We start from the raw sequence: 234 nt of genomic DNA, 5'->3' as shown, positions 1-234 counted from the left end.
AGATGAAGGCGCCGTTGTCGATTTCCAGGTAAGCCAGGTCGCTGAGCACGCGTTTGATGCAGCCTGCGCCGGTCAGCGGCAAGGTGCAGCGGGCCAGCAGTTTCGACTCGCCGTCTGTAGACGCGTGGGTCATGGTGACGATGATGTTCTCCGCGCCTGCGACCAGATCCATCGCCCCGCCCATGCCTGTTACAAGCTTGCCGGGCACCATCCACGAGGCGATGTTGCCTTGCA

At 62.4% G+C, this 234-nt stretch carries 1 protein-coding gene; it reads right to left on the bottom strand.

What is annotated here, in order from left to right; all coding sequences use genetic code 11:
- Window positions 1–234, bottom strand: a 234-nt coding sequence (locus AC0IW7_RS25050; protein WP_471821565.1) for a CoA-transferase, incomplete at both ends; no start/stop codon positions are given.

This window comes from Pseudomonas sp. AC229, from assembly GCF_979254655.1.
This window is presented reverse-complemented; position numbering and strand designations above follow the sequence as displayed.